The following is a 22094-nucleotide window of genomic DNA, read 5'->3' as shown; positions in this document are numbered from 1 at the left end:
CCCTGACGGGGGCGCTATCGCCTGCGTCGGACCACGGTCACCGCTCCTCCGCCCGCCAGAATCAGCGCCAGCGCTCCTCCCAGCACGTACGGCGTCACCGAACTGCCGCCCGTCTCCGCGAGCTTCGTCTCCTTCTCCGGGGCGCCCTGGACCTTCACGTCGGAGACCGGGTCGGCGGGGTCGGCGGGGTCGGCCGGGGCCGCCGCGGGGGCGGGCGGGGTCTCGCACGTCGCCTTCGCCAGGGTCAGGGTTCCCTCCACCTCGGCCACGTTGAGCTTCAGCGGGTTGATGGAGACCGTGAGTTCGAGGGCGCTGGCCGCGGCCGTGGTCGAGGTCGTCTCGCGCCTGGACAGGTCGAGACGGACCTCGCCGACGCCGGGGACCTTGACGTCGGTGGGGCCGCCCGCGCTCAGTGTCACGCGCTTGCCGAGCACGGTGACGGCGCCGAGCACGTCGGCGTCGGCCTCGGGCCGTCTGCCGGTCCGGCAGGTGGCCTTGGACGTGACCGTGTCGAGTTCGACGAGGGACAGCAGGGGCAGGCCCGGCAGGTGCAGCCGGGCGTGGGCGAGGTGGACGGCGGCCTCGGCGCGGTCGGCGGTGACGGTCGCCTTCGCCGCGGCGACGTCCGCGCCGAGGACGTTGAACGGCTTGCCGCCGTCGACTCCGTCGAGCGTCGCGGTCAGCGCCGTCCGGTCGGCGCTCTGCGGTGCCTGGACCTCGTTCAGGGAGACCGCGAGCGGGACGTTCACGGTCTTGTCGAGGAGGGAGACGTCGAGCCCGGTGCGCAGGACGACCGCGCTCGCGCGACCGTGGTCGGTGGTCGCGTGTGCGGTGCCCGCGCCGGCCAGGGCCGCGGGACCCGCGGCCAGGGCCGTGGCCGTCGCGAGGGTCGCAAGACGGCGTGCGGGCCTACGGAATGTGTCGCTGTTCAAGGTGGTGGGACCCCCAGAGGAAACGTGCTCGGGACCCGCCAAGAATTACGCACTGTGGGTGAACGGGCAGCAATCCTGCGTTACTTCACTCTTTAGTGGACTTTCCGTGAATCCATTCGACTCGGTCGGCACAGGAGTTCCCTTACTCCACGACCTGCCCGTTCAGCACCACTCTCCGGGGGGATGCGAGGACGCGTACGTCCGCGCGCGGGTCGCTCTCGTACACCACCAGGTCCGCCGGCGCGCCCTCCTCGAGGCCGGGCCTGCCGAGCCAGGCGCGGGCCGCCCAGCTGGTCGCCGCGAGCGCGTCGAGGGGCGGGATCCCGGCGGTGACGAGTTCGGCGACCTCGCCCGCGACCAGGCCGTGGGCCAGGCTGCCGCCCGCGTCGGTGCCGACGTACACCGGGATCCCGGCGTCGTAGGCGGCCCTGACGGTGTCGTAGCGGCGCTCGTACAGCCGGCGCATGTGGGCCGACCAGCGAGGAAACCTGGCCTCGCCGCCCGCCGCCAGGTCCGGGAAGGTGGCGATGTTGACGAGGGTCGGGACGATCGCGACGCCACGGGCGGCGAAGAGGGGGATCAGGTCCTCGGTCAGTCCCGTGGCGTGCTCGATGCAGTCGATGCCGGCCTCGACCAGGTCCTGGAGCGAGTTCTCGGCGAAGCAGTGGGCGGTGACCCGGGCGCCGAGCCGGTGGGCCTCGGCGATGGCCGCCTCGACGGCGTCGCGGGGCCAGCTGGGGGCCAGGTCGCCGAGGTCGCGGTCGATCCAGTCGCCGACCAGCTTGACCCAGCCGTCGCCGCGCCGGGCCTCCTGGGCGACGTACGCGACCAGGTCCCCGGGCTCGATCTCGTGGGCGAAGTTCCTGATGTAGCGGCGGGTACGGGCGATGTGCCGGCCTGCCCGGACGATCTTCGGGAGGTCGTCGCGGTCGTCGACCCAGCGGGTGTCGGACGGCGATCCGGCGTCCCGGATGAGGAGGGTGCCGGCCTCACGGTCGGTGATGGCCTGCTTCTCGGCCGTCGCCGCGTCGACCGGGCCGTGCGGGCCGAGGCCGACGTGGCAGTGGGCGTCGACGAGGCCGGGGAGCGTCCAGCCCTCGACGGTCCGGACGTCACGGGCGCCGGCGGGCCGGGCGTAGGAGACCCGGCCGTCCACCACCCACAGCTCGTCGCGGACGTCCTCGGGGCCCACGAGGACCCTGCCCTTCACGTGCAGCACCGCCTGATCGCTCATGGGGCTCAGCCTAGGACGACCGGCAGCCCCTCATCGATGCGGCCCGGCAGCCGTGCGCCGGCCCTTCCCGGCTACTCCGGGGTCTCCTCCTCCACCTGGGCCATGGCCGGGTCCAGGAGGCGGGAGAGGAAGTGGCGGGTGCGCTCGTGGGTGGGGTTGCCGATGACCTGGTCCGGGGTGCCGTCCTCGACGACGACTCCGCCGTCCATGAAGACGACCCGGTCGGCGACCTCGCGGGCGAAGGACATCTCGTGGGTGACCACCATCATGGTCATGCCCTCCCGCGCCAGCATCCGCATCACCGCCAGGACGTCCCCGACCAGCTCCGGGTCGAGGGCGGAGGTCGGCTCGTCGAAGAGCATCACCTCGGGGCCCATGGACAGCGAGCGGGCGATCGCCACCCGCTGCTGCTGGCCGCCGGAGAGGGCGGCGGGGTAGGCGTCCGCCTTCTCGGTCAGACCCACGCGGGCGAGGTTCTCCGCGGCGACCCGTGCCGCCGTCGCCTTGTCCCGGCGCAGCACCCGGCGTTGCGGCAGGGTGAGGTTCTCGGTGACCGTGAGGTGCGGGAAGAGGTTGAACTGCTGGAAGACCATGCCGATCCGGCGGCGCACGGCGTCGATGTCGACGTCCGGGTCCGTCAGCTCGGTGCCGCCGACGAACACCTGCCCCTGGGTGGGCTCTTCCAGAAGGTTGACGCAGCGCAGCAGGGTGGACTTGCCGGAGCCGGACGGGCCGATGACGCAGACGACCTCACCCGGGGCGATCTCCAGGTCGATGCCGCGCAGCACCTCGTTGTCGCCGAAGGACTTGTGCAGGCCCTTCACCTCGATCTCGGGTCGGCTCACTTGACGGCCTCCTGGGCCTTCGCCTCCATGCGGCGCACGACGAAGCCGAGCGGGATCGTGACCAGCAGGTAGCACAGGCCGGCGACGAGGATCGGCGTGGAGTTGGCGGTCGTACTGGCCAGGTCGCGGCCGTACTTGGACAGTTCGCGCTCCTCCAGGGTGACGCCGAGGAAGAGCACCAGGGAGGAGTCCTTGAAGAGGAGCACCAGTTCGTTGGTGAGCGGCGGGAGGATGATGCGGAACGCCTGCGGGATGACGATCGAGACCATGGCGCGGGCGGGTGAGAAGCCCAGTGAACGGGCCGCCTCCAGCTGTCCCTTGGGGACGGCCTGGATGCCCGCGCGGATCGTCTCGGCCATGTAGGCGGCGGCGACCAGGCCGAGGGCGAGGGCCACCTTGCCGTAGGTGCCGCCGACGATCTCGGTGCCGGGGAAGGCGAGCGGGACGGCGACGCCGATGAAGATGAAGATCAGCAGGGCGGGCAGGCCGCGGAAGATCTCGATGTAGATGCCGGCCAGCCAGCGGTAGGGGCCGACCGACGACAGCCGCATGAGCGCGATCACCATGCCGAGGGCCAGCCCGACGACGAAGCCGGACAGGGTGTAGAGCACGGTGTTCTTCAGCGCCAGCGTGATGACGTCCGGGAACATCTGCCTGGCGATGTCCCACTGGGCGAACTGGTTCTGCAGCCGTCCCCAGTCGGCGCCGACGGCGAAGGCGACGACGGCGCCGACGAAGACGACGTACTGCGCCCCGCGCGACAGCCGGCGCTTCTGCCGCCGGGACAGGCCCTTGCGGCGCGGCTGGAGCTCCGTGTCCGTGCCTGCGGTCATGAGGCGGCGGGGGACGCGGCCGAGGCGTCGTAGGGACCGATCCACTTCTCGTACAGCTTCTTGTACGTGCCGTCGGCCTTGGCGTCGGCGATCGCCTTGTTGACGGCGGCGAGCAGCTTGGTGTTGCCCTTCTTCACCGTGAAGCCGTACTGCTCACCGGTGTTGATGTTCCCGGCGACCCGGAAGGCGTCCGCGTTGGCCTTGTCCTTCAGCCAGCCCTGGACCACCGGGTAGTCGATGACGACGGCCTTGACCTGGCCGGTGCGCAGGCCGTTGAGGACGGCGTCGGAGGACTCGAAGGAGACCGGGTCGAAGCCCTGCTTGCTGACGTAGTCCTCGCCGGTGGTCTGCGCCTGGGCGCCCAGCTCGACCTTCTTGGCCTTGGCGTCGGCGAGCGAGGTGATGCCGCTGTTCTTGCCGACGAGCAGGGCCTGGGTGGCGTCGAAGTACGGGTCGGAGAAGTCGACGTTCTTCTTCCGCTCGGCGGTGATGGTCATGCCGGCCGCGGCCAGGTCGCACTCGCCCGAGTTGAGGAAGGCGCCGGTCTTGAAGTTCTCGAACGGCGTGTCGAGGATCTGCTGCTTCACGCCGAGGTCCTTGGCGACCAGGTCGATCATCGACACGTCGAAGCCCTGCACCTTGCCGTCGATCTCCGACTGGAACGGCGGGTACGGCAGGTGGGTGCAGGTGGTGAGCTGCCCGGCCTTGACGAGTTCGACCCCGCCGGCGGCCGTCCTGGAGGCGCTGGAGCCGTTGCCGCTCGACGTGCAGCCGGCCACGAGGGCCAGCCCGGCCGCGGCGGTGGCGGCGGCCAGGGCGCGAGCCCGGCGGCGCCCGAGGAGCGTGGTCACGAGACCTCCCGTGAGTCTGTGGGTGAGCCCCCGCCGATCTGTGAGGGAGCTTTGGATTCCGGTTCTACGGGTTCCGATTATAAGGAGATGTTTGGGCTTCCCAAACCAAAACGATGGCCGAGCCGTGGCCTGGCCTAAGAAGTCGCCGCTCGGGGCGGTGGAGGGGCGCCGGTTACGCTCATCGTGATCCACCTGCCGCGACTGAGGAGAGCACCGCCGTGACCCACCCCTTCCTCGACCTGCCCCCGCTGACCGCCGCCCGCTTCGCCGCGATCGAGGACCGGGTGGCCCGGCTGCTGGACACCCGCCAGGACGTCGTGATCATGCAGGGCGAGGCGCTGCTGCCCCTGGAGGGGGCGATCAGGGCCACGGCCGGGCCGGGGACGACCGCACTGAACGTGATCACCGGCCCGTACGGGCAGACCTTCGGGAACTGGCTGCGGGACTGCGGCGCGACGGTGATCGACCTCTCCGTGCCGTTCCACACGGCGGTGACGGCCGAGCAGATCCGGGAGGCGTTCGCCGAGCACCCGGAGATCGACTTCGTGTCCCTGGTGCACGCGGAGGCGGCGACCGGCAACACCAACCCGGTCGCGCAGATCGGCGAGGTGGTACGGGCCCACGGCGCCCTCTTCTACCTGGACGCGGTCGCCTCGGTCGGGGCCGAGCCGGTGCTGCCGGACGCGTGGGGCGTGGACCTGTGCGTGATCGGGGCGCAGAAGGCGATGGGCGGCCCGGCCGGCGTCTCGGCGGTGTCGGTGAGCGCGCGGGCGTGGGCCCGGATGGCGGCGAACCCGAACGCCCCGCGCCGCTCCTACCTCTCCCTGCTGGACTGGAAGGAGCGCTGGGTCGACGGCGGCCGCAAGGCGCTGCTGCACGCGCCGGCGCAGCTGGAGATGCTGGCGCTGGAGGCGTGCGTCGAGCGGATCGAGGTGGACGGCCCGGAGACCGTGATGGCCCGGCACCGTACGGCCGCACGGGCCACCAGGGCCGGGGCGGTTGCCCTCGGCGGCGGCCTGGAGCCGTACGTGTACGCGGAGTCCGACGCGGCACCGGTCGCCACGACGCTGCGGGTGCCGTCGGGCGTGGTGGCGTCGGAGCTGGTCGCCGAGGCGCTGGCGGGCGACGGCACCCTGCCGCTGGCCGCGGGCGGGGGTGCCCTGGCCGGGGAGATGATCCGGGTCAACCACTACGGGGTGGACGCGACGGCCGGCGCCGTCCGGTCGAGCCTGGCGGCGATCGGCGCGTGCCTGGCGAAGCGGGGGCTCGCGGTGGACCTGGAGGGCGCCCGGCGGACGGTCGAATCCGCCTGGCGGTAGCAGTCCGGACGATTGCGGGAGCGGGCACCCGGTGTTATCGGCGCCTGAATTCAAGGAAATCTCGAATTCCTTTTCGGTGGATGGCTTACCTGAGTTCTCCTGCCCGCTTTTTGCGCAGCTAAACAGGGGGAATTTCGTCCAGGTTTCAACCCTGTGACACACTCCACATGACAGGGTCATTTGCCCGATTTGTAGCGGGATATATCGGGACATACAGGCAGCCCAGATGTGGCCATCGCCGGCACTCGCCGTGCATTTTTGCATTTGCCTCGCTAAATTCAATTCGCATGACTGCCCCACAAGCAGACCTGATCGTCGACCGCCCGGTGGTGACCGACGGTGCCGCTCTCTGGCGTATCGCCAAGGATTCCGGAAGCCTCGACCTGAACTCCTCGTACAGCTATCTGCTGTGGTGCCGGGATTTCGCCGGCACCTCGGCGGTGGCGCGGGGCGCGGACGGCGAGCCCGTCGGGTTCGTGACCGGATACACCCGGCCGGACCGGCCGGACACGCTGCTCGTCTGGCAGGTGGCCGTGGACGCCGCGCAGCGCGGGCGCGGCATCGCGGCCCGGCTGCTGGACGGGCTCACGGCGCGGGTGGCCGCCGACCGGCCGCTCACCGCCGTCGAGACCACCATCACGCCCGGCAACACCGCCTCCGAGCGCCTGTTCACCTCGTACGCCGCCCGGCACGGCGCCGTCGTCGAACGCACGGTGCTGTTCGAGGCCGGTGAGTTCCCCGACGGTCCGCACGACCCCGAAGTCCTGTACCGCATCGGCCCCTTGACCCCCACATCGCACTGAGGAGCCCCGCCGTGACCATCATCCAGCCCGACCTCAGCGTCTTCGAGACCCTGGAGTCCGAGGTCCGCAGCTACTGCCGCGGCTGGCCGACCGTGTTCGACCGGGCCCGGGGCAGCCGCATGTACGACGAGGACGGCCACGAGTACCTCGACTTCTTCGCCGGCGCCGGATCACTCAACTACGGCCACAACAACCCCGTACTGAAACGGGCGCTGCTCGACTACCTGGAACGGGACGGCGTCACCCACGGCCTCGACATGTCGACCACGGCCAAGCGGTCGTTCCTGCAGACGTTCCAGGACCTGGTGCTGCGGCCGCGGGAGCTGCCGTACAAGGTCATGTTCCCGGGGCCGACGGGGACGAACGCCGTCGAGTCGGCGCTCAAGCTCGCCCGGAAGGTGAAGGGGCGCGAGGCGATCGTGTCGTTCACCAACGCCTTCCACGGGATGTCCCTCGGCTCGCTCGCCGTCACCGGCAACGCGTTCAAGCGGGCCGGGGCCGGGATCCCGCTGGTGCACGGGACGCCGATGCCGTTCGACAACTACTTCGACGGGACCGTGCCGGACTTCCTCTGGTTCGAGCGGCTCCTCGAGGACCAGGGGTCCGGGCTCAACAAGCCGGCCGCGGTGATCGTGGAGACCGTGCAGGGCGAGGGCGGCATCAACGTCGCCCGGCCCGAGTGGCTGCGCGCCCTCAAGGAGCTCTGCGAGCGGCAGGACATGCTGCTGATCGTGGACGACATCCAGATGGGCTGCGGACGCACCGGCGCCTTCTTCTCCTTCGAGGAGTCGGGGATCGTCCCGGACATCGTCACCGTGTCCAAGTCCATCAGCGGCTACGGGCTGCCGATGTCGCTGTGCCTGTTCCGGCCCGAGCTGGACGTGTGGGAGCCGGGCGAGCACAACGGCACCTTCCGTGGCAACAACCCCGCCTTCGTCACCGCGGCCGCCGCCCTGGAGAGCTACTGGACCGACGGCCCTGCGATGGAGAAGCAGACCCGGACCAAGGGCGAGCAGGTCGAGCAGGGGCTCATCGCGATCGTCGAGGAGAACCTGGCCGACGTGCGCGAGTACCGGGGGCGGGGCCTGGTGTGGGGCCTGGAGTTCCACGACAAGAAACGGGCCGGGCGGATCGCCGGGCGCGCTTTCGAACTCGGGCTGCTCATCGAGACGTCGGGGCCGGAGAGCGAGGTCGTCAAGCTGCTGCCCGCCCTGACCGTCACCCCGGACGAGCTGGACGAGGGGCTGAGCATCCTCGCCCGCGCCGTCCGCGAGACCGTCTGACCGGATCAGAACCAAGGAGGCTGTACACCACCGTGATCGTCCGTTCGTTCAAGGAGATCGAAGGCACCGACCGGCATGTGAAGTCGGCGTCCGGGACCTGGGAGAGCAAACGCATCGTCCTCGCGAAGGAGCGGGTCGGCTTCTCGCTGCACGAGACGATCCTGTACGCGGGCACCGAGACGTCGATGTGGTACGCCAACCACATAGAGGCCGTCGTCTGCGTCGAGGGCGAGGCCGAGCTGACCGACCACGAGACCGGGACGTCGTACACGATCACCCCCGGGACCATGTACCTCCTCGACGGGCACGAGCGGCACTCGCTGCGCGTCAAGGAGGACTTCCGCTGCGTCTGCGTGTTCAACCCGCCGGTCACCGGCCGGGAGGACCACGACGACAACGGCGTCTATCCCCTGCTGACGGAGGAGGGCTGACCATGACCACCATCACCGACCTCTACCCGAGCCGCGGCCCCGTCGAAGTCGCCGTCCCCCGCAAGGACCCCGTCGTCTGGTCGGCGCCCGGCGCGCCAGGGCCGATCCCCACGGACCGGCTGGAGGCCTTCGAGCGCGACGGCTTCCTCACCGTCGACCAGCTCCTCGCGGACGACGAGGTCGCCGTGTACCAGCGGGAGCTGGAGCGGCTGATCACCGACCCGGCGATCCGGGCCGACGAACGCTCGATCGTGGAGCCGAAGTCCAAGGAGATCCGGTCCGTCTTCGAGGTGCACCGGATCAGCGAGGTGTTCGCGAACCTGGTGCGCGACGAGCGGGTGGTCGGCCGGGCCCGGCAGATCCTCGGCTCGGACGTGTACGTCCACCAGTCCCGGATCAACGTCAAGCCGGGGTTCGGCGCCAGCGGTTTCTACTGGCACTCGGACTTCGAGACCTGGCACGCCGAGGACGGCCTGCCGAACATGCGCACGGTGTCCGTCTCGATCGCCCTGACCGAGAACCACGACACCAACGGCGGCCTGATGATCATGCCGGGCTCGCACCGGACGTTCCTGGGCTGCGCCGGCGCCACACCGGAGGACAACTACAAGAAGTCGCTGCAGATGCAGGACGCGGGCACCCCGTCGGACGAGGCGCTGACGGAACTGGCCTCGCGGCACGGCATCAAGCTGTTCACCGGCAGGGCCGGGTCGGCGACCTGGTTCGACTGCAACTGCATGCACGGCTCCGGCGACAACATCACGCCGTTCCCGCGCAGCAACGTCTTCATCGTGTTCAACAGCGTGGAGAACACGGCGGTGGAGCCGTTCGCCGCGCCGGTGCGCAGGCCCGAGTTCATCGGGGCGCGGGACTTCACGCCGGTCCGCTGAGCATCCGCCCCCTCCCCCTCAGGGGCCGTCACGTCCGTCGTGGCGGCCCCTGAGCCGTGTCACAGCGCCGGGTGGTCCGGGTATCCCCGGGTCAGTCCGCGAGGGCGTCGAGCAGGCGGTCCACGTCGGCGGGCGTGTTGAAGAGGTGGAAGGCCGCGCGCAGGTTCCCCGCACGGTCGGAGACCTCGATGCCGGCCCGGCTCAGAGCGGGCTGGCGGCCGCCGAGCCCGGGGACCGAGACGATCGCCGAGCCGGGTGCGGGCACCGGCTCGTGCCCGAGGGCCGCGAGCCCGGCGCGGAACCGGTCGGCGAGGCCCACGTCGTGGGCGTGCACGGCGGCCATGCCGAGTTCCTCGATCAGGTCGAGCGAGCGGCGCAGGCCGGCGAACGTGAACAGGGCATGGGTGAGGTCGAACCGGCGGGCGGAGTGGGCGAGTTCGGCGACCGGGCCGTAGCAGCTGTGCCACGGCTCCTCGCCCGCGACCCAGCCCGCGAGCAGCGGGGTCAGGCCGCCGAAGTCCTCGGGGAGCACGAGGAAGGCCACGCCGTGCGGGCCGAGCAGCCACTTGAAGGAGACGGAAGCGGTGAAGTCGTACGCGTCGGCGTCCATCGGCAGCCAGCCGGCCGCCTGGGAGAAGTCGACGTAGGTGCGGGTCCCGTGCGCGCCGGCGGCCTCGCGGATCGCGGACAGGTCGGCGAGCCGGCCGTCCGCCGACTGGACCGCGCTGACCGCGACGAGGGCGGTGTCCGGACGGACGGAGTCCGCGATGCGCTCCAGCGGCACCGCCCGGACCTTCAGGTCACCGCGGACGTGGAACGGGTTCAGTACGGAGGTGAAGTCGTCCTCGGCGGTGAGGACTTCGGCGCCGGCCGGCAGCGAGGCGGCGATCACGCCGGAGTGCGCGGCGACCGAGGCGCCCGCCGCGACCCGGGTCACCGGGACGCCGGCGAGCCGGGCGTAGGCGGCCCGGCACGCCTCCACGTCCTCGTACAGCGGGGTCAGCGGCCGGCCCTCGGCCCGCAGCAGCGCCGCCTCGTGCAGGGCTGCCACGGTACGGGCGGGGAGCAGGCTGTTGCTGGCGGTGTTGAGGTAGATGGTCTTCGGGGCGAACTCGGCGCGGACGAGGCTCTCGAACGTCTCCGTGGTCTCCATGCGTCCACTCTGCGGCCAGGGGAACCCCCCGTCCATTGCGGATTTCTACGTGGATTCGCCAAGCAACGCTTATACGACAGCCCTGACCTGGCCCTTCTCAGCGCTGCGGGACCGCGCACCCGTCCGGGCCGCAGGCCTCCGCGCCGCCCTCGTCGATCAGCTTCAGCGGGGACCGCGCGCCCCATGCCTGGGTGAGCGCCTGGGTGAACACCTCGGCGGGCTGGGCCCCCGAGACCCCGTACTTCCGGTCGAGGACGAAGAACGGCACCCCGTTGGCACCGAGCTCGGCGGCCTCGCGCTCGTCGGCGCGGACCTCGTCGGCGTAGCGGGACGGGTCGGCGAGCACCGCACGCACGGCCGCCGCGTCCAGCCCGGCCTCCACGGCCAGCTCCACGAGCCGGTCCTCGCCCTCGGTGAAGAGGGACCGCTCCTCGGCGAAGTTGGCCCGGTAGAGGATCTGGATCAGCGCGTCCTGGCGGCCCTGCTCCTTGGCGAGGTGCAGCAGCCGGTGCAGGTCGAAGGTGTTGCCGTGGTCGCGTCCCCGGGTCTGGTAGGAAAGGCCCTCGGCCGCGGCCTGCGCGCCCAGGTTCTCCTCGCCCGCCTGAGCCTGGGCCTCGCTCATGCCGTACTTCTTGCTGAGCATGGCCAGCACCGGCTGGACGTCGTCCTTGGCCCGGCCGGGGTCCAGCTCGAAGGAGCGGTGCACGACCTCGACGTCGTCGCGGTGCGGGAAGGCCGCCAGCGCCTTCTCGAAGCGCGCCTTTCCGACATAGCACCAGGGGCAAGCGATATCGGACCAGATCTCGACGCGCATGGTGGTGGCTCTCCAGGATAGGGAAATCTTCCGACTGCCTGAACCTTCAAGCAGCCCGCTTCATTCCCCGCTCACCGTGTACCGCAGGTACAGGTGGTGGTCCCCCTCGGCCGGCGGGTTCTCCGGGTCCGGGACCCAGCCCTGGCGAGCGTAGAAGGCCTGGGCCCGCCGGTTGTCCACGTGCACGTCCAGTACGGCGGTCCGCCTGCCCTCGGCCCGCCACTGCTCCAGGCAGGCGGTGTGCAGGGCGGTACCGACCCCGGCCCGCCAGCGGTCCGGGTCGACGTGGAACTGGAACAGCTTGACCGTTTCGGCGGTGGCGCCTTCCGGGGTGCGGAAGGAGGCGACCCCGATGACCACGCCCGCCTCCACCACGATCAGCACCTGCCCGTCGGGCCGTTCGACGGCACCGCGCCAGGCGGCCGTCCAGTCGACGCCGTCGTCCGGGAGGCCGTCCGGGTAGTACGTCGACCGGGCCCGGTGGTGCAGTGCGGCGATGGTCTCCGCCTCGGCGGACACGGCCGTCCGGATCACCCGGATCCCCTTCGCGTGGTCACTGATCATGCAAGGGAGGACGAGACCGCGTCCACGCCGGTTCCGCGCCGGCTGAACTGGGCGCGGTAGGCGCTCGGGGTCAGTCCGGTGCGGCGCACCAGGTGGACGCGGAGGGAGTCGGCGGTGCCGAGGCCGCAGGCGGCGGCCACCCGGTCCATGGGCAGCGTGGTGGTCTCCAGCAGTTCCCTGGCCCGTTCGACGCGCTGGTGCAGCAGCCACTGCAGCGGGCTGACCCCGCTCTCCGCGTGGAAGCGGCGGGTGAGGGTGCGCACCGAGACCCCGGCGTGCCGGGCCAGGTCGGTGAGGGTGAGCGGCTTGTCGAGGTTGCGCATGGCCCAGCCCCGGGTGTCGGCGCAGGCGGTGCCGCGCTCGGGCGGCAGCGGGGTGTGGGTGAACTGGGTCTGACCGCCCGGCCGTACCGGCGCGACCAGGGCGAGGCGGGCGACCTCGTTGGCGACGGCGGCGCCGTAGTCGGTGCGGATGAGGTGCAGGCACAGGTCGATGCCGGCGGCGTAGCCGGAGGAGGTGAGGAACGGGCCGTCCTGGGCGTAGAGGACGTCGCCCTGGACCTCGACGTCGGGGTGCCGGCGGCGCAGTTCTTCGGTGTGCGTCCAGTAGGTGGTGGCCCGGCGGCCCTTGAGCAGTCCGGCCTCGGCGAGCGAGAAGGCGCCGGTGCAGATGGAGGCGATGCGCACGCCGGCGTCGGCGGCCTCGCGCAGCACCGCCAGCACCCGGGGGTCCGGCGAGTGAAGCGTGCCGGCGCCGGCCACGATCACGGTGTCCGCCTCCCGCAGCACCTCGAGCCCGTGCGGGACGTACAGGTCGAGGCCGCCCGTCGTGGGCACGGGACCGGGGTCGGGCGCGCAGATCACCACCTCGTACCCGGGCCGCCCGTCGATCTCCGCCTTGTCGAACAGCATCTCCGGAATGGCGAGATTGAACATCGACACGGGCGGCGACGCGACGACCGCGACTCGCAGCATGGCCAGAACCTCCGGATGCGTGGCGTTCGGGCCACTACTGTACGCCGCGGCCGGTCAGCAGCATGGAGTCATGCCAACCGACCAGACCCGACGGGCCGCCCGGACCGGCACCGGGAAGAGCGCATGGACGAAGGGCCAGGACCACACCCCGGCCCTCACTCTGACCGCCGCCCTGCTGGGGTTCGCCCTCATCACCCTCGACGCGTCCGTGGTGAACGTGGCCCTGCCCGCGATCGGCTCGGCGCTCGGCGGCGGGCTGTCCGGGCTGCAGTGGACGGTGGACGCCTACACGCTGGCCTTCGCCGCCCTGATGCTCTCCACGGGCGCCTTCGCGGACCGGGCCGGGGCGAGCCGGGCGTACGGGCTCGGCATCGCCGTCTTCACCCTCGCCTCGGCGGCCTGCGGTCTGGCGCCGACCCTCCCGGTGCTGATCGGCGGGCGCGTGCTGCAGGGCGCCGCGGCGGCCGTCGTCCTGCCCGCCTCCCTCTCCCTGGTGCGGCAGGCGTACGCGGATCCGGCCCAGCGCACGCGGGCGGTGGCGCTGTGGGGGGCCGGCGGCTCGCTCGCGCTGGCACTGGGCCCGGTGGCGGGCGGCGCGCTGACCGCGGCCTGGGACTGGCGCGGGATCTTCTTCATCAACCTGCCGCTCGGGGCGGCCGCACTGCTCCTGCTGGTGCGCGCACCGCGCTCGGAGCGGCGCCCGGCCCCGCTGGACCTGCCGGGCCAGTTCACCGCCGTCGTCACGCTGACCGCCCTCACCTTCGCGGTCATCGAGGGCGGCAGGACGGGACTGGTGGCCTTCGCCGTGGCGCTGGCCGGCGCCGTCCTGTTCGTCCGCGTCGAGCGCCGGCAGCGGCATCCGGTCGTCCCGCCGACGCTGTTCCGGGACCGGGCGGTACGGGTGGCCGTGACGACCGGGGCCGCCTGCAGCGTGGCCTTCTACGGCGTGGTGTTCGTCTTCTCGCTCTTCTTCCAGCAGGTCCAGGGCCGTTCGGCGCTGTTCACCGGGCTGCTGTTCCTGCCGATGTCCGGGCTGATCGGCCTGACCAACGTGGTGTCCGGAAGACTGGCCGCCCGCCACGGGCCACGGCTGCCGATGCTGATCGGCCAGGCACTGGCCGCGGCCGGCCTGCTGGGTCTGCTCGCCGTCGGCTCCGGCACGCCCGCCGCCTGGGTGGCCGTCCTGCTCGTCCCGATGGCGGTGGGCTGCGCGCTGACCGTGCCGCCGCTGACCGTCGTGATGATGGACGCCGTACCGGCCGAGCGGGCGGGACTTGCGGCCGGGGTGCTCAACGCGGCACGGCAGGTGGCCGGCGGGCTCGGGATCGCGGTGTTCGGCTCCCTGGTCGGCGGCGGCTTCGTGGCCGGGATGCGGGCGAGCCTGGCACTGGCCGCGGCCCTGTTCGCGGTGAGCTTCGTGCTCAGCTTCCGTCGCGCAGGTCGGCCGGCCAGTCGGGCCTGAACTCGATGTGGTCGTAGGTCACCACGCACCCCTCCCCCATCGGCGACTGGGTCATGAAGCCGACCAGCGCGTCCTCCGTCTCCTTCTCGCCGCCCAGGGTGAACAGCCGGACGAAGACCCACTTCTTGCCGTCCCGGGAGGCGTGGAAGGCGAACGCCCGGCCGGTCCGGCTGACCCGCAGCCAGACCGAACTGCCCTCCACCGTGAAGGCGTTGGCGTCGTCGGAGTGTCCCCGGGTGACCACCGTGCAGACGGTGGGCACGTCCGGGGAGTTCTCCAGACAGAGCTTGGCCCAGGCCCGGTCGCCGACGTGCACGTACAGCACACCGGCGTCGAAGGCGGCACCGAACCCGACGGTGACCCGGGCGATCAGCTGGAAGTCCCCTTCGGGCGCCCCCAGCAGCCGGGGCGCGTCCGAGGCGGGGTCCAGCGCCTCCCCGGTCGGCGACACGAACCGATCCTGCCGGGCCCCCGCCCACCCGGTGAGCACCCCGTCCTCGTGGAACCAGTGCCCGTCGGGCCCGTAGGTGCGGAGCGGGAAAGGGAGTTCGGGAAGTTCGACGTCCATGGTCGGATTGTGTCAGCAGAACCATGCGACATGCGCACGGGTCTGCGCGCCCCGAAGGGGCGCTGGGGGTCCCCCCGGCCGAAGGCTGGGGGAGGAACTGCGCGAGCAACCACGGTCAACCCGCAGCCGCCGACGCACCCCACGCCCCGACGGCGCTACCGCTCCAGAACCCCGTTGAACCGCCGAGGAAGCCCCAGCGGATTGTCGTCCTTCAACTCGGCAGGCAGCAAAGCCTCCGGCGCCCCCTGGTAGGCCACCGGCCGCAGCCACCGCTCGATGGCCGTACCGCCCACGGAAGTCGACGTGGACGTGGTCGCCGGATAGGGCCCGCCATGATGCTGGGCCGGGGCCACGGCGACCCCCGTCGGCCACCCGTTCACCAGCACGCGGCCCGCCAGCGGCGTCAGCTCCGCCAGGATCTCCGCGCCCAGCCCCTCCCCCGCGGCCTCCTCGGCGGAGACGTGCACCGTCGCCGTGAGGTTCCCCGGCAGCCGCGACAGCACCGCCGTCGCCTCACCCCGGTCCTCGTAGCGGACCACCACGGTCACCGGCCCGAAGCACTCCTCCAGGAGCAGGTCGTACGCCCCGGCCTCGGCCAGCCGGCCCGCCGGTACCGTCAGGAACCCGGCGCTCACGGTGTGCTCGCCGCCCGCCCCCGGCGTCACCGGGCTCTCCACGTCGGGAAGTCCGGTGCGCTCGGCGACCCCGGCGACGAAGTTGTCCCGCATCCGGTGGTCGAGCAGCACGCCCGCGTCGGTGTTGCTGACCGCGTCCGTGAGGGACTTGACCAGACCGTCACCGGCGGCGCCGGCCGGCACCAGCACCAGGCCGGGCTTCACGCAGAACTGCCCGACGCCCATGGTCATCGACCCGGCGAGCCCGGTGCCGATCTCCTCGGCCCGCTCGGCGGCCGCGGCCTCCGTCACGAGGACCGGGTTCAGGGAGCCCAGCTCGCCGTGGAAGGGGATCGGCACCGGACGCGCGGCGGCCGCGTCGAAGAGCGCGCGCCCGCCCCGGACGGAACCGGTGAAGCCCGCGGCGGCGATCAGCGGGTGCCTGATCAGCTCGAGGCCGGCCTCGAAGCCGTGCACGAGACCGACCACGGCCTCGGGGATGCCGTGCGCGGCCGCGGCCCGGCGCAGCACCCTGGCGACCAGCTCGGACAGGGCCGGGTGGTCGGGGTGCGCCTTGACGACGACCGGGTTGCCGGCGGCCAGCGCGCTCGCGGTGTCGCCGCCCGCGACGGAGAAGGCGAAGGGGAAGTTGGAGGCCGAGTAGACGGCGACGACGCCCAGCGGGACCTTGTAGCGGCGCAGGTCCGGGATGGGCGGGGTGGCCGTGGCGTCGGGGTGGTTGATGATGACGTCGAGGAAGGCGCCCTCGTCGACGATGTCCGCGAACGCCCGCAGCTGGTAGACGGTACGGGCGAGTTCCCCGGTCAGCCGGACGGGGCCGAGCGCGGTCTCCGCGTCGGCGGCCTCGACCAGCCGGTCCTTGGCCGCGTCCAGCCCGGCGGCGGCCGAGCGCAGGAAAGCCGCACGGACGGTGCGGTCGGCGAGGGAGCCACGGGCGGCGTGCGCGGCCGTGACGACGGCGTCGACCTCCTCCGCCGTGGCCTCCACCGCAACCTGTTCACGCTGCTTCCCGGTGCGCGGGTCGACGCTCCAGACTGGTGCTGCTGCCACCGCGGGTCCCTCCATGATTGCGTTCTGCCGCAGTATCCGGATCATATTCAGGTCATATCCGGGTCGTTCACCAGCGACGTTCGATATACTGAACGCTGTCTCTGATGATGAATATGCTGTTGGAGACTATAACCTCGGTTTCTCGTCCAACGAAGGGGTCAAGGGCGATGTCGGCAGGCGAGACAGGCGGCGGGGCACAGGTCAAGTCCGCGGTGCGGACCGTGGAGTTGCTGGAGTACTTCGCCGGCCGGCCCGGTATGCACTCCCTCGCGGCCGTCCAGGAGGCCGTCGGGTATCCCAAGTCCAGCCTCTACATGTTGCTGCGCACCCTGGTGGAGCTGGGCTGGGTGGAGACGGACGCGACCGGCACCCGGTACGGAATCGGGGTGCGGGCCCTGCTGGTCGGCACGTCGTACATCGACGGCGACGAGGTGGTCGCGGCGGCCCGGCCGACCCTGGACCGGCTCTCCGACGACACCACGGAGACCATCCACCTGGCGCGCCTCGACGGCACGAACGTGGTCTACCTCGCCACCCGCCAGTCGCAGCACTACCTGCGCCCCTTCACCCGGGTCGGCCGCCGGCTGCCCGCGCACTCCACGTCGCTCGGCAAGGCGCTGCTCGCCACCCACACCGACGAGCAGGTCCGCAAGCTGCTGCCGGAGACCCTGCCGGCGCTCACCGAGCACACCCTCACCGACCGCGAGAAGCTCATCGAGGAGCTGCACCAGATCCGCGAGCAGGGCTTCGCGATCGACCGCGAGGAGAACACGCTGGGGCTGCGCTGCTTCGGCGTCGCGATCCCCTACCGCACGCCGGCCCGCGACGCGATCAGCTGCTCGGTCCCGGTGGCCCGCCTCACCCCCGCCCACGAACAGATGATCAAGGACGCCCTGTTCGACGCGCGGGACCGCCTGACGCTGGCCACCCGGCGGCTCTGACCCGGGCGCGGGCCCGGCGGCCCGCATGAGCGGACGATGAAAATGCGGCCGTACGGGAACGCACACCCCGCCTTCGCTCGTCTGTCTGAGCGGGATGAACAAGACGATCAGGCGGGCGTCCGTCTTCGCGCTGCTGCTCGTGCTCGCTCTGCTGGTCAGGGCGACATGGGTGCAGTTCTACGACGGCCAGGCCCTCGCGAACGACACGGAGAACCGGCGCAACGCCATCGAGACGTACTCGCAGCCACTCGGGAACATCATCGTGGCCGGCGAGTCGGTCACCGGCTCGGCCAGGACCTCGGGCGGCAGCGACCTCACGTACAAGCGCACGTACACGAACGGCAAGCTGTATGCGGCCGTGACGGGCTACGCCTCGCAGAGCTACGCCCCGACCCAGCTGGAGGGGATCTACCAGGACCTGCTGAACGGCACCGACAGCAAGCTCAAGACGGTCATGGACACGGTCACCGGTGAGCGCGCCGAACCGGGCAACGTGATCACGACGATCGACCCGGCCGTGCAGAAGGCCGCGTACCACGCGCTCGGGAACAAGAAGGGCGCGGCGGTCGCGATCGACCCGAAGACCGGCAAGATCCTCGCGGTCGTGTCGACCCCGTCGTACGACCCCTCCGCGCTCACCGACGCCAACAGCGCCGGCTCGGCCTGGAAGCAGCTGACTTCCGACAGCGACAAGCCGCTCACCAACCGGGCGCTGCGCCAGCCGCTGCCGCCGGGCTCGACGTTCAAGCTGGTGGTCGCGGCGGCGGCCCTGGAGGACGGCCTCTACGCGAACGTCGACGACAGGACCGACAGCCCCAACCCGTACACCCTGCCGGGCACGACGACCCCCCTGCGGAACGAGAGCGCCTCGGCGCCCTGCGAGAACGCCTCGATCCGCACGGCCCTGCGCTACTCCTGCAACAACGTCTTCGGGAAGATGGCCGTCGACCTGGGCCAGGACAAGGTCAGGGCGATGGCGGAGAAGTTCGGCTTCAACGACGACAAGCTGGACATCCCGGTGCGCGCCTACGCCAGCGTCTACCCGTCGGACATGGACAAGGCCCAGACCGGCCTCTCCGGCATCGGCCAGTTCGACGTCACGGCGACCCCGCTCCAGATGGCCATGGTGTCGGCCGCCATAGCCAACGGCGGCAAGCTGGTCTCCCCGCATATGGTCTCGCAGATCACCGACAGCGGCGGCGACGTGCTGAAGAACTACGACGACGAGACGGAGAGCAAGGAGATCGTCAGCTCCTCGACCGCGGAGCAGCTGCAGTCCGCGATGGAGACGGTCGTCAAGGAGGGCACGGGCACGAACGCCCTCATCGACGGCGTGACGGTGGGCGGCAAGACGGGCACGGCCCAGCACGGCGAGAACAACAGCAAGACGCCGTACGCCTGGTTCACGTCGTACGGCACGTCCGACAGCACCGGCAAGGAGGTCGCGGTGGCGGTCCTGGTCGAGCAGTCGGACGCGGCCCGGTCGGAGGTCAGCGGCAACGGGCTGGCGGCGCCGGTGGCCAAGGCGATGATGGAGGCGGCTCTGAAGTGAAAGCCCCAAGCTGAAGCGCCCCGTCAGGGGCGCGGGGAACTGCGCGACCAGCCACGACGGCGCCGCAGCCATGGACGCACCCCGCGCCCCACCCCCTACTTCACCCCCAGCACCTGCTCCACCGGATCGATCGCGAAGTACACCAGGAACAGCGCGGACACGGCCCACAACAGCCAGTTGACCTCCTTCGCCTTCCCCAGCACCGCCTTGATCACGACGTACGCCAGGAACCCCGCCCCGATGCCGTCGGTGATGGAGTAGGTGAACGGCATCGCGGCGATCGTCAGGAACGCCGGAATGGCGATCTCGTACCTGTCCCAGTCGATGTGCTTGACGTGGGTCATCATCAGGAAGCCCACGGCGATCAGCGCGGGCGCCGCCGCCTGCAGCGGGACGATGGTCAGCAGCGGCGTGAGGAAGAGCGCGAGACCGAACAGGCCGCCGGTGATCAGGTTGGCGAACCCGGTGCGGGCCCCCTCCCCCACCCCCGCCGCCGACTCGATGTACGCCGTGTTGGAGGAGGCCGAGCCGAGGCCGCCGGCCACCGCCGCCGCGCCGTCGATGAAGAGCACCCGCCCGATGCCCGGCACCTGCCCCTGCTCGTCGAGCAGCCCGGCCTCCGCGCTGATGCCGACGATCGTGCCCATGGCGTCGAAGAAGTCGGACAGGATCAGGGTGAAGACGAGCAGTACGGCGGTGAGCACACCGGCCTTGCCGAAGCCGCCGAACAGGCTGAAGTGACCGATGAGCCCGAAGTCGGGCGTGCCCACGACCTTGTCGGGGATCTTCGGTGTGGTCAGGCCCCAGCTCTTGATGTCCGCGGCGGAGTTGATGACGATCGCGACCACGGTCATCGTGACGATGCTGATCAGGATCGCGCCCTTCACCTTCCGCGCGACCAGCGCGATGGTCAGGAGCACGCCAACGCAGAAGACGAGCACGGGCCAGCCGGTGAGCCGTCCGACGGCGCCGAGCTGCACCGGCACGGTGGTGTCCGCGGCGTCCGGGATCCGGCTGACGAAGCCCGCGTCGACGAAGCCGATGAACGCGATGAACAGGCCGATGCCGACGCCGATCGCCTGCTTCAGCTGCTGCGGGATGGCGTTCATGATGGCCTCGCGCAGGCCGGTGAGGACCAGGACGCAGATCAGCAGGCCTTCGAGGACGACCAGGCCCATCGCGTCGGACCAGCTCATCAGCGGCGCCAGCTGAAAGGCCACGACGGCGTTGAGGCCGAGTCCGGCGGCGATGGCCAGGGGCAGGTTGCCGCCGACGCCCATGATGACCGTCATCACGCAGGCCACCAGGGCGGTGGCGGTGACGAGTTGGCCGGTGTCGAGGGTGTGGCCGAACTTGTCCTTGGCGCTGCCGAGGATGATGGGGTTCAGGACAAGGATGTAGGCCATGGTGAAGAACGTGGCGAAGCCGCCGCGTATCTCCCGGCCGAAGGTGGAACCCCGTTCGGAGATCCTGAAGAACCGGTCGACGCCGTTCCCGGCAGGTGGCGCGGCCCCCTGCGGCGGGGCCGCCTTCTGCGTATCGGACATGGTCGAACTCCTCGTCCCCTGAGCGTGCGTGTGCGGATGCTGGCTGGATTGTTCCCGCGCCGCACCGGTTTCAGGTTTTCACCGTGTTACGGAATCGGGCTCGGTGTGGTTCGGTGGACCACACCGCGTCCGGCCCCTCGCACGAGGCACACCGAACCCCCGTACGACGCACACGAAATGATCACTGCTACGCTCCGGATCCCGCCGGAACGTTCCTCTGGATACACGCTGGTGGATCCGACGGTCGTAGACCCGGTGGTCAGAAACACCGTCACCGGCAACGCCCCACTCGCCTGCCGCACCCCGTACGCGAACGTCGCGTCCGTCGACTTGAACCCCGGCGTACTCACCCCGGCGTCCCAGCTGTTCGCGGCGGACACGGTCCTGGCCCCGTGACGTGCTGGACGTGTCCGACGAGGGAGCGAAACGGGCCGGAGGGGCCGCCCCGGCCCGTTTCTGTCTCCCAGTCGCCGCCGTGCCCGGAAAGGGTTGCCGCCCTTGCCGGCTACGACACGAAGTACGTCGGGTTCGGCAGCTTGTAGGTACGGTCCGCGTGGCCGCCGTCCAGGTCGGAGTACTGGTCGCCGAAGTTGGCGATGATGTCGTACCCGAGGTCCTTCTCGATGTGCTGGCGGGTGCCGGACTTGTACTGCACGGTCGTGCAGGTCCAGCTGCCCGCGGTGGCGCAACCGCTCAGGTAGGACGGCGGGTTGGCCGCGTCCTTGAGGAACATGTGCGCGCTGTCGAGGTTGACGTCGGCGCCGATCTTCTTCAGGTTCTCGACCGCGGCGGTGCGCTGCGCCTCGCTGAGGCCGGAGTTGTAGAAGACCTCCACGCCCGCCTTCGCCGCGTACTGCACGAGCTCGGCGCTGCCGAAGACGCCCGGACGGTCGGCCCGGTTGACGTAGGCCGCCCAGGTGGCGCTGTTGTACGTGTAGTTGTAGCGCTTCTCGTAGTCCAGGCTGAGCAGCAGCGTGTCGTCGATGTCGAAGACGACCGCGGGCTTCTCGCCCTTGCGGTGCGCCTTGCGCGCGGCCCGGTCGATGTAGCGCTTGGCGTCCGCGTCGATGCGCGCCAGGTCCTTGGCGTACGGGCTGGTCGCCGAGGCCTGGTAGACGCCGTTGGCGTCGGCGGCGGTGCCGTAGTAGGTGTCGATGTCCTTCACCAGGAGCCCGATGTTGTACGGCTCGTGGGTGGAGTTCGCGGTCGACTGGCCGGCCGTGGCGGCACCGGCGCCGTAGAGGGCACCGCCGGCGAGCGCGCAGGCAGCGGTGACAGCCACGGCTCTGAGTGGGTTCCGCATGTAATCTCCGCTTCTGGGTTGGTAGGTGTTGCACCAGGTCACGCAATGTCTACGCGCATCACACGGATTTCGGCGAGCCTGTTATCTGATTGATACTCACCATGGGCCGA

The 22094-nt window shown here is 70.9% G+C and carries 22 protein-coding genes; 9 read left to right on the top strand and 13 right to left on the bottom strand.

All coding sequences use genetic code 11. The features are described from left to right. Nucleotides 1–14 precede the first annotated feature (14 nt). From ACZ63F_RS12510 to ACZ63F_RS12490, 5 genes are all read right to left on the bottom strand, one after another. The gene (locus ACZ63F_RS12510) at nucleotides 15–932 is read right to left on the bottom strand and encodes an SCO1860 family LAETG-anchored protein (RefSeq protein WP_469710374.1); all 918 of its coding nucleotides are present in this window, start codon (nucleotides 930–932) and stop codon (nucleotides 15–17) included. Nucleotides 933–1074: 142 nt separating this feature from the next. Beyond that, entirely contained in the window at nucleotides 1075–2166 is a 1092-nt protein-coding gene (locus ACZ63F_RS12505; RefSeq protein WP_469710373.1) for an amidohydrolase family protein, read from the bottom strand. A 71-nt stretch (nucleotides 2167–2237) separates the two neighbouring features. Continuing rightward, nucleotides 2238–3011: an amino acid ABC transporter ATP-binding protein gene (locus tag ACZ63F_RS12500; RefSeq protein ID WP_469710372.1), complete on the bottom strand. Its 774-nt coding sequence runs from the start codon at nucleotides 3009–3011 to the stop codon at nucleotides 2238–2240. Continuing rightward, nucleotides 3008–3844, bottom strand: a complete 837-nt coding sequence (locus ACZ63F_RS12495) for an amino acid ABC transporter permease (protein WP_352360492.1) — start codon at nucleotides 3842–3844, stop codon at nucleotides 3008–3010. Before ACZ63F_RS12495 ends, ACZ63F_RS12500 begins: the two co-directional genes overlap by 4 nt. Then, entirely contained in the window at nucleotides 3841–4695 is an 855-nt protein-coding gene (locus ACZ63F_RS12490; RefSeq protein ID WP_469710371.1) for a transporter substrate-binding domain-containing protein, read from the bottom strand. Before ACZ63F_RS12490 ends, ACZ63F_RS12495 begins: the two co-directional genes overlap by 4 nt. A 218-nt stretch (nucleotides 4696–4913) precedes the next feature. Between ACZ63F_RS12490 and ACZ63F_RS12485 the strand changes: the two genes are divergently transcribed. From ACZ63F_RS12485 to thpD, 5 genes are all read left to right on the top strand, one after another. Next, nucleotides 4914–6014 carry a pyridoxal-phosphate-dependent aminotransferase family protein gene (locus ACZ63F_RS12485; protein ID WP_469710370.1) on the top strand — a complete coding sequence of 367 codons (1101 nt, stop codon included), beginning with the start codon at nucleotides 4914–4916 and terminating at the stop codon, nucleotides 6012–6014. Between the two features lie 287 nt (nucleotides 6015–6301). Further along, nucleotides 6302–6817 carry a diaminobutyrate acetyltransferase gene (ectA, locus tag ACZ63F_RS12480; RefSeq protein ID WP_352360498.1) on the top strand — a complete coding sequence of 172 codons (516 nt, stop codon included), beginning with the start codon at nucleotides 6302–6304 and terminating at the stop codon, nucleotides 6815–6817. Nucleotides 6818–6828: 11 nt separating this feature from the next. Next, nucleotides 6829–8100, top strand: a complete 1272-nt coding sequence (gene ectB / locus ACZ63F_RS12475) for a diaminobutyrate--2-oxoglutarate transaminase (RefSeq protein WP_469710369.1) — start codon at nucleotides 6829–6831, stop codon at nucleotides 8098–8100. A gap of 32 nt (nucleotides 8101–8132) precedes the next feature. Beyond that, the gene (locus ACZ63F_RS12470) at nucleotides 8133–8531 is read left to right on the top strand and encodes an ectoine synthase (protein ID WP_469710368.1); all 399 of its coding nucleotides are present in this window, start codon (nucleotides 8133–8135) and stop codon (nucleotides 8529–8531) included. Between the two features lie 2 nt (nucleotides 8532–8533). After that, complete coding sequence (gene thpD / locus ACZ63F_RS12465; RefSeq protein ID WP_469710367.1) at nucleotides 8534–9421, top strand: ectoine hydroxylase; 888 nt, start codon at nucleotides 8534–8536, stop codon at nucleotides 9419–9421. Between the two features lie 91 nt (nucleotides 9422–9512). Here thpD and ACZ63F_RS12460 read toward each other — a convergent pair whose 3' ends face one another. The 4 genes from ACZ63F_RS12460 to ACZ63F_RS12445 all read right to left on the bottom strand — a co-directional run bounded on the left by ACZ63F_RS12460 (nucleotide 9513) and on the right by ACZ63F_RS12445 (nucleotide 12926). Next, nucleotides 9513–10574, bottom strand: coding sequence for an aminotransferase class V-fold PLP-dependent enzyme (locus ACZ63F_RS12460; RefSeq protein ID WP_469710366.1), 1062 nt, complete (start codon nucleotides 10572–10574; stop codon nucleotides 9513–9515). 97 nt (nucleotides 10575–10671) lie between these two features. Next, complete coding sequence (locus tag ACZ63F_RS12455) at nucleotides 10672–11388, bottom strand: DsbA family oxidoreductase (RefSeq protein ID WP_469710365.1); 717 nt, start codon at nucleotides 11386–11388, stop codon at nucleotides 10672–10674. A 60-nt stretch (nucleotides 11389–11448) separates the two neighbouring features. Continuing rightward, nucleotides 11449–11952: a GNAT family N-acetyltransferase gene (locus tag ACZ63F_RS12450; protein WP_469710364.1), complete on the bottom strand. Its 504-nt coding sequence runs from the start codon at nucleotides 11950–11952 to the stop codon at nucleotides 11449–11451. Beyond that, nucleotides 11949–12926 (bottom strand): GlxA family transcriptional regulator, encoded by a 978-nt coding sequence (locus ACZ63F_RS12445; protein WP_469710363.1) that lies wholly within the window; start codon nucleotides 12924–12926, stop codon nucleotides 11949–11951. The genes ACZ63F_RS12450 and ACZ63F_RS12445 overlap by 4 nt, the downstream gene beginning before the upstream one ends. A 70-nt stretch (nucleotides 12927–12996) precedes the next feature. Here ACZ63F_RS12445 and ACZ63F_RS12440 point away from each other — a divergent pair, with 70 nt between their 5' ends. Next, the gene (locus tag ACZ63F_RS12440; protein WP_469710362.1) at nucleotides 12997–14388 is read left to right on the top strand and encodes an MFS transporter; all 1392 of its coding nucleotides are present in this window, start codon (nucleotides 12997–12999) and stop codon (nucleotides 14386–14388) included. Here the strand turns inward: ACZ63F_RS12440 and ACZ63F_RS12435 are convergent. Both ACZ63F_RS12435 and ACZ63F_RS12430 read right to left on the bottom strand, forming a co-directional pair. Further along, nucleotides 14348–14956, bottom strand: a complete 609-nt coding sequence (locus ACZ63F_RS12435; protein ID WP_469710361.1) for a DUF1349 domain-containing protein — start codon at nucleotides 14954–14956, stop codon at nucleotides 14348–14350. The genes ACZ63F_RS12440 and ACZ63F_RS12435 overlap by 41 nt on opposite strands. A gap of 155 nt (nucleotides 14957–15111) precedes the next feature. Continuing rightward, the gene (locus tag ACZ63F_RS12430; protein WP_469710360.1) at nucleotides 15112–16641 is read right to left on the bottom strand and encodes an aldehyde dehydrogenase (NADP(+)); all 1530 of its coding nucleotides are present in this window, start codon (nucleotides 16639–16641) and stop codon (nucleotides 15112–15114) included. A gap of 167 nt (nucleotides 16642–16808) precedes the next feature. Here ACZ63F_RS12430 and ACZ63F_RS12425 point away from each other — a divergent pair, with 167 nt between their 5' ends. Both ACZ63F_RS12425 and ACZ63F_RS12420 read left to right on the top strand, forming a co-directional pair. Beyond that, nucleotides 16809–17582, top strand: coding sequence for an IclR family transcriptional regulator (locus ACZ63F_RS12425; protein ID WP_351694752.1), 774 nt, complete (start codon nucleotides 16809–16811; stop codon nucleotides 17580–17582). Nucleotides 17583–17676: 94 nt separating this feature from the next. Beyond that, nucleotides 17677–19134 (top strand): peptidoglycan D,D-transpeptidase FtsI family protein, encoded by a 1458-nt coding sequence (locus tag ACZ63F_RS12420; RefSeq protein WP_469710359.1) that lies wholly within the window; start codon nucleotides 17677–17679, stop codon nucleotides 19132–19134. A 95-nt stretch (nucleotides 19135–19229) separates the two neighbouring features. Here the strand turns inward: ACZ63F_RS12420 and ACZ63F_RS12415 are convergent, their stop codons facing one another. Further along, nucleotides 19230–20681 (bottom strand): NCS2 family permease, encoded by a 1452-nt coding sequence (locus ACZ63F_RS12415; RefSeq protein WP_469710358.1) that lies wholly within the window; start codon nucleotides 20679–20681, stop codon nucleotides 19230–19232. 177 nt (nucleotides 20682–20858) lie between these two features. On the opposite strand from ACZ63F_RS12415, the gene ACZ63F_RS12410 reads away from it, so the two are divergent. Continuing rightward, nucleotides 20859–21077: a hypothetical protein gene (locus ACZ63F_RS12410; RefSeq protein ID WP_469710357.1), complete on the top strand. Its 219-nt coding sequence runs from the start codon at nucleotides 20859–20861 to the stop codon at nucleotides 21075–21077. 109 nt (nucleotides 21078–21186) lie between these two features. On the opposite strand, the gene ACZ63F_RS12405 is transcribed toward ACZ63F_RS12410, so the two are convergent. Continuing rightward, the gene (locus ACZ63F_RS12405) at nucleotides 21187–21984 is read right to left on the bottom strand and encodes an HAD family acid phosphatase (RefSeq protein ID WP_469710356.1); all 798 of its coding nucleotides are present in this window, start codon (nucleotides 21982–21984) and stop codon (nucleotides 21187–21189) included. Nucleotides 21985–22094 lie beyond the last annotated feature (110 nt).

This window comes from Streptomyces sp. NPDC104761, assembly GCF_055583445.1.
The sequence above is the reverse complement of the archived record's forward strand: the minus strand, read 5'-3'. Positions and strand labels throughout refer to the sequence as shown.

Bases quoted from the DNA above. Each gene is read 5' to 3' on its own strand.
- ACZ63F_RS12505 (WP_469710373.1), bottom strand. From the start codon at position 2,166: ATGAGCGATCAGGCGGTGCTGCACGTGAAGGGCAGGGTCCTCGTGGGC.
- ACZ63F_RS12495 (WP_352360492.1), bottom strand. From the start codon at position 3,844: ATGACCGCAGGCACGGACACGGAGCTCCAGCCGCGCCGCAAGGGCCTG.
- ectA (WP_352360498.1), top strand. From the start codon at position 6,302: ATGACTGCCCCACAAGCAGACCTGATCGTCGACCGCCCGGTGGTGACC.
- thpD (WP_469710367.1), top strand. From the start codon at position 8,534: ATGACCACCATCACCGACCTCTACCCGAGCCGCGGCCCCGTCGAAGTC.
- ACZ63F_RS12460 (WP_469710366.1), bottom strand. From the start codon at position 10,574: ATGGAGACCACGGAGACGTTCGAGAGCCTCGTCCGCGCCGAGTTCGCC.
- ACZ63F_RS12455 (WP_469710365.1), bottom strand. From the start codon at position 11,388: ATGCGCGTCGAGATCTGGTCCGATATCGCTTGCCCCTGGTGCTATGTC.
- ACZ63F_RS12450 (WP_469710364.1), bottom strand. From the start codon at position 11,952: ATGATCAGTGACCACGCGAAGGGGATCCGGGTGATCCGGACGGCCGTG.
- ACZ63F_RS12445 (WP_469710363.1), bottom strand. From the start codon at position 12,926: ATGCTGCGAGTCGCGGTCGTCGCGTCGCCGCCCGTGTCGATGTTCAAT.
- ACZ63F_RS12440 (WP_469710362.1), top strand. From the start codon at position 12,997: ATGCCAACCGACCAGACCCGACGGGCCGCCCGGACCGGCACCGGGAAG.
- ACZ63F_RS12435 (WP_469710361.1), bottom strand. From the start codon at position 14,956: ATGGACGTCGAACTTCCCGAACTCCCTTTCCCGCTCCGCACCTACGGG.
- ACZ63F_RS12425 (WP_351694752.1), top strand. From the start codon at position 16,809: ATGTCGGCAGGCGAGACAGGCGGCGGGGCACAGGTCAAGTCCGCGGTG.
- ACZ63F_RS12420 (WP_469710359.1), top strand. From the start codon at position 17,677: ATGAACAAGACGATCAGGCGGGCGTCCGTCTTCGCGCTGCTGCTCGTG.
- ACZ63F_RS12415 (WP_469710358.1), bottom strand. From the start codon at position 20,681: ATGTCCGATACGCAGAAGGCGGCCCCGCCGCAGGGGGCCGCGCCACCT.
- ACZ63F_RS12410 (WP_469710357.1), top strand. From the start codon at position 20,859: ATGATCACTGCTACGCTCCGGATCCCGCCGGAACGTTCCTCTGGATAC.
- ACZ63F_RS12405 (WP_469710356.1), bottom strand. From the start codon at position 21,984: ATGCGGAACCCACTCAGAGCCGTGGCTGTCACCGCTGCCTGCGCGCTC.